7 protein-coding genes are annotated in these 6810 nt (G+C 73.9%); 4 read left to right on the plus strand and 3 right to left on the minus strand.

The features are described 5' to 3' along the window. Nucleotides 1-28: 28 nt before the first annotated feature. Nucleotides 29-229 (minus strand): hypothetical protein, encoded by a 201-nt coding sequence (locus ACFVYI_RS21165; protein ID WP_360629181.1) that lies wholly within the window; start codon nucleotides 227-229, stop codon nucleotides 29-31. A gap of 191 nt (nucleotides 230-420) precedes the next feature. Here ACFVYI_RS21165 and ACFVYI_RS21170 point away from each other — a divergent pair, with 191 nt between their 5' ends. Continuing rightward, a complete protein-coding gene (locus ACFVYI_RS21170; protein WP_387887750.1) occupies nucleotides 421-675 on the plus strand; it encodes a hypothetical protein in 255 nt (84 codons plus the stop codon). A 37-nt stretch (nucleotides 676-712) separates the two neighbouring features. Here ACFVYI_RS21170 and ACFVYI_RS21175 read toward each other — a convergent pair whose 3' ends face one another. Then, complete coding sequence (locus ACFVYI_RS21175; protein ID WP_387887753.1) at nucleotides 713-1585, minus strand: oxidoreductase; 873 nt, start codon at nucleotides 1583-1585, stop codon at nucleotides 713-715. 70 nt (nucleotides 1586-1655) lie between these two features. On the opposite strand from ACFVYI_RS21175, the gene ACFVYI_RS21180 reads away from it, so the two are divergent. From ACFVYI_RS21180 to ACFVYI_RS21190, 3 genes are all read left to right on the plus strand, one after another. Then, entirely contained in the window at nucleotides 1656-2642 is a 987-nt protein-coding gene (locus ACFVYI_RS21180) for a DUF5937 family protein (RefSeq protein ID WP_387887755.1), read from the plus strand. A gap of 201 nt (nucleotides 2643-2843) precedes the next feature. After that, nucleotides 2844-3245 (plus strand): VOC family protein, encoded by a 402-nt coding sequence (locus ACFVYI_RS21185; protein WP_387887757.1) that lies wholly within the window; start codon nucleotides 2844-2846, stop codon nucleotides 3243-3245. A gap of 220 nt (nucleotides 3246-3465) precedes the next feature. Continuing rightward, nucleotides 3466-4860: a glycosyl hydrolase family 28-related protein gene (locus tag ACFVYI_RS21190; RefSeq protein WP_387887759.1), complete on the plus strand. Its 1395-nt coding sequence runs from the start codon at nucleotides 3466-3468 to the stop codon at nucleotides 4858-4860. 73 nt (nucleotides 4861-4933) lie between these two features. Here ACFVYI_RS21190 and ACFVYI_RS21195 read toward each other — a convergent pair whose 3' ends face one another. Further along, nucleotides 4934-6541: an MFS transporter gene (locus ACFVYI_RS21195; RefSeq protein WP_387887762.1), complete on the minus strand. Its 1608-nt coding sequence runs from the start codon at nucleotides 6539-6541 to the stop codon at nucleotides 4934-4936. Nucleotides 6542-6810 lie beyond the last annotated feature (269 nt).

Raw genomic sequence — 6810 nt, forward strand, 5'->3', positions numbered from 1 at the left:
CCGGAAGCGGTCCGCGGGAGCGGGACGCTCAGGGAAGCAGCTTCTCGAGGGCGGCAGGGCCCTCCGCCGCCAGCTTGCGCTCCGCCCACGCGAGGGTCTCCGGGGTGATGTCCCGCCCGGAGGCCAGCACCAGGTCCTCGGCGGTGACCTCACCGCCGGAGCCGGTGTGCAGCAGGGCATCCGGCGTGACCCCGCCGGGCCACTGAATCGAATCGGGTCGGTCGTTCATACCGCCTCCTAGGTCGTCCAGCACTCCATTCATCCATCCTGGCTCGCGGACCCCGAAAACGGGCAACGGTACGGGGCCCACGGGGCCAGATGGTGGAACCGGCCGCGCCCACGGGCCGCCGGGCAGGAGGCGTGCACCGGCGGGCGGGCGGGGTGGCGTCGGGACGGCGCCGGAACCCGGACAATGACGGGATGAGCAGCGCACACCAGCAACCCCGCGGCCTCACCTCCCTGATCCCGCAGTCCCGGGCCACCACCGCCAGCGAACGGGCCGCCGCCCAGCTCCTGCACCTGCGCGAGGCCTCGCTGCCGGTGCCGGTCGTCGCGGCCGCCGCCGAGCTGATCGCCGAGCGGCTGGACGACCCGGACCCGGTCGCCCGTGAGGTCGCCGCCGCCGTCCACGCCCGCCTGCTCGCCGCCCTGGCGGACGTCGCGCCCGCCCGGTGACGCCCCGGGCGGTCGATCGGCCGCCCCGGCCCGCGGCTCAGCGCGTGGCGACCGCGTCGAGGGTGCGCAGCGCCCGGGCGGGCAGCTCGACGGCGGCCGCCGCGATGTTCGCGCGCAGGTGCGCGACCGAGGACGTCCCGGGGATGAGCAGGATGTTCGGGGAGCGCTGCAGCAGCCAGGCGAGCGCGACCTGTCGGGCGGTGACGCCCAGGTCGCGGGCGACGTCGTCCAGGGCGTCGAGCTGCAGGGGGCGGAAGCCGCCCAGCGGGTAGTACGGCACGTAGGCGATGCCCTGCTCGGCGCACCGGTCGACGAGGTCGTCGTCCTCGCGGAGGGCGACGTTGTAGTGGTTCTGGACGCAGACCACCGGGGCGATCTCCCGGGCGGCCCGCACCTGCTCGGCGCTGACGTTGCTGACCCCGAGGTGCCGGATCAGGCCCTGCTCGCGCAGGTCGGCGAGCACGGTGAACGGCTCGACGAGGTCGGCGGCGGCCCGGGTGTCGGTCATCCGCAGGTTGACCAGGTCCAGCACCGGCACGTCCAGCCGCCGGAGGTTGTCGTGGACGGCGCGGACCAGCTCGTCGCGCGACAGCGCCGCGGGCCAGGCGCGGTCGGGGGTGCGGCGGGCGCCGACCTTGGTGGCGATGCACAGGTGGTCGGGGTACGGGTGCAGGGCCTCCCGGATCAGGTCGTTGACCACGTGCGGGCCGTAGTAGTCGCTGGTGTCGATGTGCGTGATGCCCGCCCCGACGGCGGCGCGCAGGACGGCGAGGGCGGCCTCCCGGTCCCGGGGCGGCCCCCAGACCTTCGGGCCCGCCAGCTGCATCGCGCCGTAGCCGATCCGGGTGAGTTCCAGGTCGCCGGTCTTCCAACTGCCCGCCGCGGCCGGGGCGGTCGTCTCTGAGGTCATGCCCGGATGATCTCCGGGACGTATGCTGGCCGCCAATGATTAGGGGATGTCCGAATCCTGAGGAGGCCGTGTGCCGGCAGAGCTGGCGTTCTCGGCGACCGACCTGGCCCTGGTGCGGTTCGCCGTCTCGCCGATGTGGGAGGTGGGCACCAGCTACCGGCTGCTCGCCTCCGGCGCCGCGCACCCCGTGCACCAGCCGTGGATCCAGCAGGTACGGCCGCGGGTGGCCGCCGCCGGCCTCGACCGGGGGTGGCTCGCCGAGCTCGTCCCGCGCTCGGGCTACGTCGCCGACTTCCTCAATCCGGCACCCGCCGGGCCGGCGCCCACCCTGGCGCAGGAGCTGGCCGGGATCCGCGCCGCGCCCGCCTCCCGGGTGCGCCAGGACCTCGAACGCCTGGCGGACGAACAGGGCCCGCTCGGCACCCGACTGCAGGCCCTGCACGCCTCCCCTCGGGACCGGTTGGCCCGGGTCACGGAGGAGATCGAGGCGTACTGGGAGCTCGCGATCGCGCCCTACTGGGCACGGATCCGGGCCGTGCTCGACGCCGATGTGTTCCACCGGGCCCGGCAGGTCGCCGAGCACGGTACCGGACACCTCCTCAACGAACTGCACCCCTCGGCGAGTTGGGACGACAACGCGCTGCGGATCGCCCGGCGGCGGGCGCTGTCCCGGCAGAGCGCCGGCGACGGGCTGCTGCTGATCCCCTCGGCGTTCACCGGACCGCACCTGCTCACCCGGCTGACGCCACCCGAACCGCCGCAACTCGCCTACCCGGCACGCGGGATCGGCGCGCTGTGGGAGTCCCGGCCGGCCCCGAGGACGGACGCCATCGCCGCCGTCCTCGGCCGATCCCGGACCAGGCTGCTGACCGAGCTGGACTCGCCGGCCTCCACCACCGAACTCGCCCGCCGCACCGGGCTGTCCACGGCCGGGGTGTCGCAGTACCTCACCGCGCTGCGCGACGCGGGTCTGGTCAGCGCCCACCGGGCCGGCCGCTCGGTGCTCTACGCCCGCACCTCCGTCGCCGAGGCCGTCCTCTCCGCCGCCCGCCCCTGAGGCCGGTCGCGGTGGCCCGGCCCCGACCCGGGCGGGCGCCGGTCCGGCCCGCTGGATGGCGTCACCGGTGCCGGCCCGTGGGTGGGGCCCGACAGCCCTCGAATCCGTCCGTCGGAAGAAGTTCCACCGTCCGTCCGTCACATTCTCCCGTCGGCATCCGTCAGTGCAGCAGGACAGCCCGACCGATGGAAGGACCACACGATGCTGACGAACATCATGTACACCACGCTCTACGTCACCGATCAGGACCGCGCGTTGAGGTTCTACACGGAGCAGCTCGGCCTGGAGAAGCGCATCGACTTCCCGAACCCCGGTGGACGCTTCCTCACGGTGGGCGTCCCCGGCAGCCCGGTGGAGATCATTCTGTGGGCCCACGCCGCGGCCGCCGGACAGCCGGTCGAGCCGGCCGGCAATCCCGGCCCGGTCATCCTCGAATCGGACGACCTGCGGGCGGACTTCAAGGTGTTCCGCGAGCGCGGTGTCACCTTCGACGAGCCGGAACCGGAGGACTACGGCTTCGGCATCCGCATCGAGGCGGTGGACCCGGACGGCAACCGCATCTCGCTGCGCGAGCGCGGCCGGGCGGGCAGTGGCGACGGCTGACCGTTCGTCCGGGGTGGCCGAGGCCGGCCACCCCGGCACCGCGGCGACCGCTGACGGCGCCGCCCCGCCCGGGCCACCGTCGGTCCACCGCCGTCGGCACCCCGGCTCGCACGGCTCCGCACGGGAGGACTTGACCGGCCGTCACCCGCACTGCGATCTTGGCGGGCGACCGGGTCGGCCCAGGAGGCCGCCATCGACAGAGGTGCCAGGGGGAAACAGAGTGAACACGACGGGGGCCACGGGGGCTTCGACGGAGACGACGACCCGGCGGCGGGCGCTGCTCGCCGGGGCCGTCGCGGGGCTGACGGGTGTGGCGGCGGTGGCGACCGCCACCCCGGCCGGCGCGGCGACCACGGGGAACACCGCACCGGACTGGTTCGACGTGCGGAGTCACGGCGCCGTCGGCGACGGCGCGGCCGACGACACCGCCGCCGTGCAGGCCGCGATCAACGCGGCGGCCGCGGCCGGCGGCGGGACGGTCTACTTCCCGATCGGGAAGTACCGGGTCGTCCCGGCGGCGGGGGCGCCGGCACTGACCGTCGGCGGCAACGGGATCCGCCTGGTCGGCGCCGGCAGCAAGGCGTCCATGCTGGTCAAGGGCGCGGACGGCATCCTGCTGCGGATGTCCGGCGGCGGCGCCGACGCGAGCGGGGCCACCCACCGGCGGTACTGCGCGATCGAGGACCTGGGGTTCAACGGCAACCACCGGACCGGCCTGGTCCTGGAGCTGTACTACAACGACAACACCTACGTCCGCGACGTCTACATCACCACCAACAACGACCTCTGCATCGACGCCGTGGAGTGCTGGGACTCCCGCTTCTACAACCTCGTCGTCGAGTCGAGCACCGGGCCGGCGGGCAGCACCACCCAGCCCAACGTCTGGCTGCGCAACAGCTCCGCCGTCCAGGGCTGGGGCTTCAGCGAGGACAACGTCAACCAGATCCACTTCACCGGCTGCCGGTTCGAGGCGTTCGGCACCGGCGGTCTGTGGGTCACCCAGGGCCCGTACGCGCACAACAACCCGAACGGGATCTACCTGACGGACTGCAAGTTCGAGACCTCCCAGATGCAGGGCGGACCGCACCTGCGGATCGACGCCTCCTGCAAGCACGTCTACGCCCGTGACATCTACGCCTACGCCGGCAACTTCGCCCCCGGCTACTCCACCCCGCAGAACATCATCGCCTGGGCCGGCATCGCCAGCGCCCTGGAGAACGTGCTGATCGCCAACGGGTCGGTCGAGACCGTCAATTCCGGCGTCGACCTCTACTCCGGCCCCGGTACGGTCGCCGTCCTGCGCGACGTGGTCGGCCTCTACGGATACAGGCCGACCGGCCACCACGTGTACTACGAGAGCTCCAGCTCGGGCGACTTCCGGATCGAGAACACGTACGGGAACACCACCCAGGCCGGCGCCACCGTCAGCCAGGCCGGCGGCACGCTCCCGACCAAGCACGCGCCGAACGCGCCGCTGCGCCTGGTCGCGGGCCCGGTCGGCGACGCGTCCTTCACCCGGCCGCCGGCCGACGGGACGCTCGCCGTGGACACCGCGTCGAAGCGGCTGTACGTCCGGGTGAACGGCGCCTGGCTCTGGTCGCCGCTCAACGCGTAACCGTTCGACGCGCAGCCGCTCGCCGCGTAGCCGCTCGCCGTGCGGGCGGCGACGGCGAGCGGCGACGGCGAGCTCAGGCGGGGCCGCCGCCCTCGCGGGTGACGGCGACGTCCACGGCCGGAGCGGCGTCGGCGGTGACCCGGGTGCCGGGGTGCAACAGCGCGCACCCGAACGCGACCGCGAGGGCGGCCGCCATGCCGTACAGCACGGGCCCGTTCGCCTCCGCGAAGTCCTCCCGGATCGCGTCCAGCAGCGCGGGCCCGACGCCCCCGGGGGCCTGGCCGCCGGCGCCGTGCCCGGTGATGCCCTGGGTGACGGTGTCGGCGACGCCGTGCGCGGCGTCCACCGGGACGCCGTTGGCTTCCAGGGTGCTCTGCACGTTCCTGGCGGTGCTGTGGAGCAGGACGGTGCCCAGCACCGCCAGGCCCAGGCTCGCGGAGTAGTTGCGCACCGTCTGGGTGATGCCGGTGACCTCGCCGTAGGAGGCGTCGATCGAGCGGTTGACGGCGTCCGTCGAGGCGGGCGTCAGCAGCAGCCCGATGCCCGCACCCGCCAGCACGATGTACGGCCACTGCGCGCCGAGCGACAGGTCGGTGATCTTCGACGCCCAGAGCGCGAAGCCGACCGCGGACACGGCCGTGCCCAGCAGCATCGGCGGGCGGGCGCCGCGCCGGTCCAGCATCCGCCCGCCGATCTGCGAGCCGGGGGCGAAGCCGGCGAAGAAGACCAGCAGGTACAGGCCCGCCTCGTTCGGTGACTGGTCCAGCGCCACCTGGGCGTAGACGGAGGCGAAGAAGAACACCGGGACGAAGGCGATCATCGCGAAGAACAGCACGGCGTTGTCCGCCGCGAAGGCCCGGTCGGCGAAGACCCGCAGCTTGATCAGCGGGTGCTCGGTGCGCAGCTCCACCGCGCCGAACACCACCAGGACGACCAGCCCGCTGAGGATGCACAGCCAGGTCGCCCAGCTGCCCCAGCCCCAGGCCGCCGCCTGCTGGAGGCCGAGCACGCTCAGCCCCATCCCGACGGCCACCAGGACGGCGCCCGTCCAGTCGACCGGCTCGCGGCGGGGGCTGTTGCGGATCCCGGCCAGCACGGTCAGCACCACCGCGACGACCGCCACCGGGACGTTGACCCAGAAGATCGCCCGCCAGGTCCAGCTGGTCAGCCAGCCGCCGAGGATCGGGCCGATCGCCGTCAGACCGCCCGCCACTCCGAAGAACAGCGCCAGCGCCCGGCCGCGCCGCTCCACCGGGAAGACCTCCACCACCACCGCGAGCGCCGCCGGGAACATCAGCGCGGCACCGAGGCCCTGGACCGCCCGGAAGCAGATCAGCCAGGCCTCGGCGGCGCCGCCGGACGGCACCGCGCCGCACAGCGCGGAGGCGATCACGAAGGTGAGCGTCCCGATCAGCATCATCCGCTTGTGGCCGAGGACGTCGGCCAGCCGGCCGCCGAGGGCGAAGAACGCGGCGAGTGACAGCAGGTAGGCGTTGACCACCCACTGCATGCCGACCGCCGACAGGCCCAGCTCGCGAATGATGTCGGGTGCGGCGATCGAGACGATCGTCTGGTCGATGAAGGTCATCGAGACGGCGAAGAGCATGGCGGCCAACGTCAGCGGCTGACTCGCCGCGACGGGCGCCGTCCCCTCCGGGGTGCGGTCGGGCCGGCTTCCCATCCGTTCCGTCCTTCCGTTCTCCTGGGCCGCTCGATCGGGCCGCTCGATCCACGGACCTCTTGATGTGCGGGGCCTCGCCCGCCGGGGGTCCCACGGGCGGGCGAACCGCCGACACCCCTGGGGCGGCTCCGAACGGGGTACTGCGCTGCCGGCTCCCGCCGGCCGTGGCGTTCGCGGTCCGGCCCTGCCGGATCGCACACCGCGGGGACCGGCTCGGACGCGCCGGGCGCACCCCCGCCGCCCCGCCCGGGCGCGGGGGGACACGGGGT

The sequence above is a fragment of the Kitasatospora sp. NPDC058218 genome, from assembly GCF_042882445.1.
GTDB lineage: Bacteria > Actinomycetota > Actinomycetes > Streptomycetales > Streptomycetaceae > Kitasatospora.

Excerpts from the sequence above, each read along its gene's own strand:
- ACFVYI_RS21165 (WP_360629181.1), bottom strand. The coding sequence starts at position 229 with ATGAACGACCGACCCGATTCGATTCAGTGGCCCGGCGGGGTCACGCCG.
- ACFVYI_RS21170 (WP_387887750.1), top strand. The coding sequence starts at position 421 with ATGAGCAGCGCACACCAGCAACCCCGCGGCCTCACCTCCCTGATCCCG.
- ACFVYI_RS21185 (WP_387887757.1), top strand. The coding sequence starts at position 2,844 with ATGCTGACGAACATCATGTACACCACGCTCTACGTCACCGATCAGGAC.
- ACFVYI_RS21195 (WP_387887762.1), bottom strand. The coding sequence starts at position 6,541 with ATGGGAAGCCGGCCCGACCGCACCCCGGAGGGGACGGCGCCCGTCGCG.
- ACFVYI_RS21175 (WP_387887753.1), bottom strand. The coding sequence starts at position 1,585 with ATGACCTCAGAGACGACCGCCCCGGCCGCGGCGGGCAGTTGGAAGACC.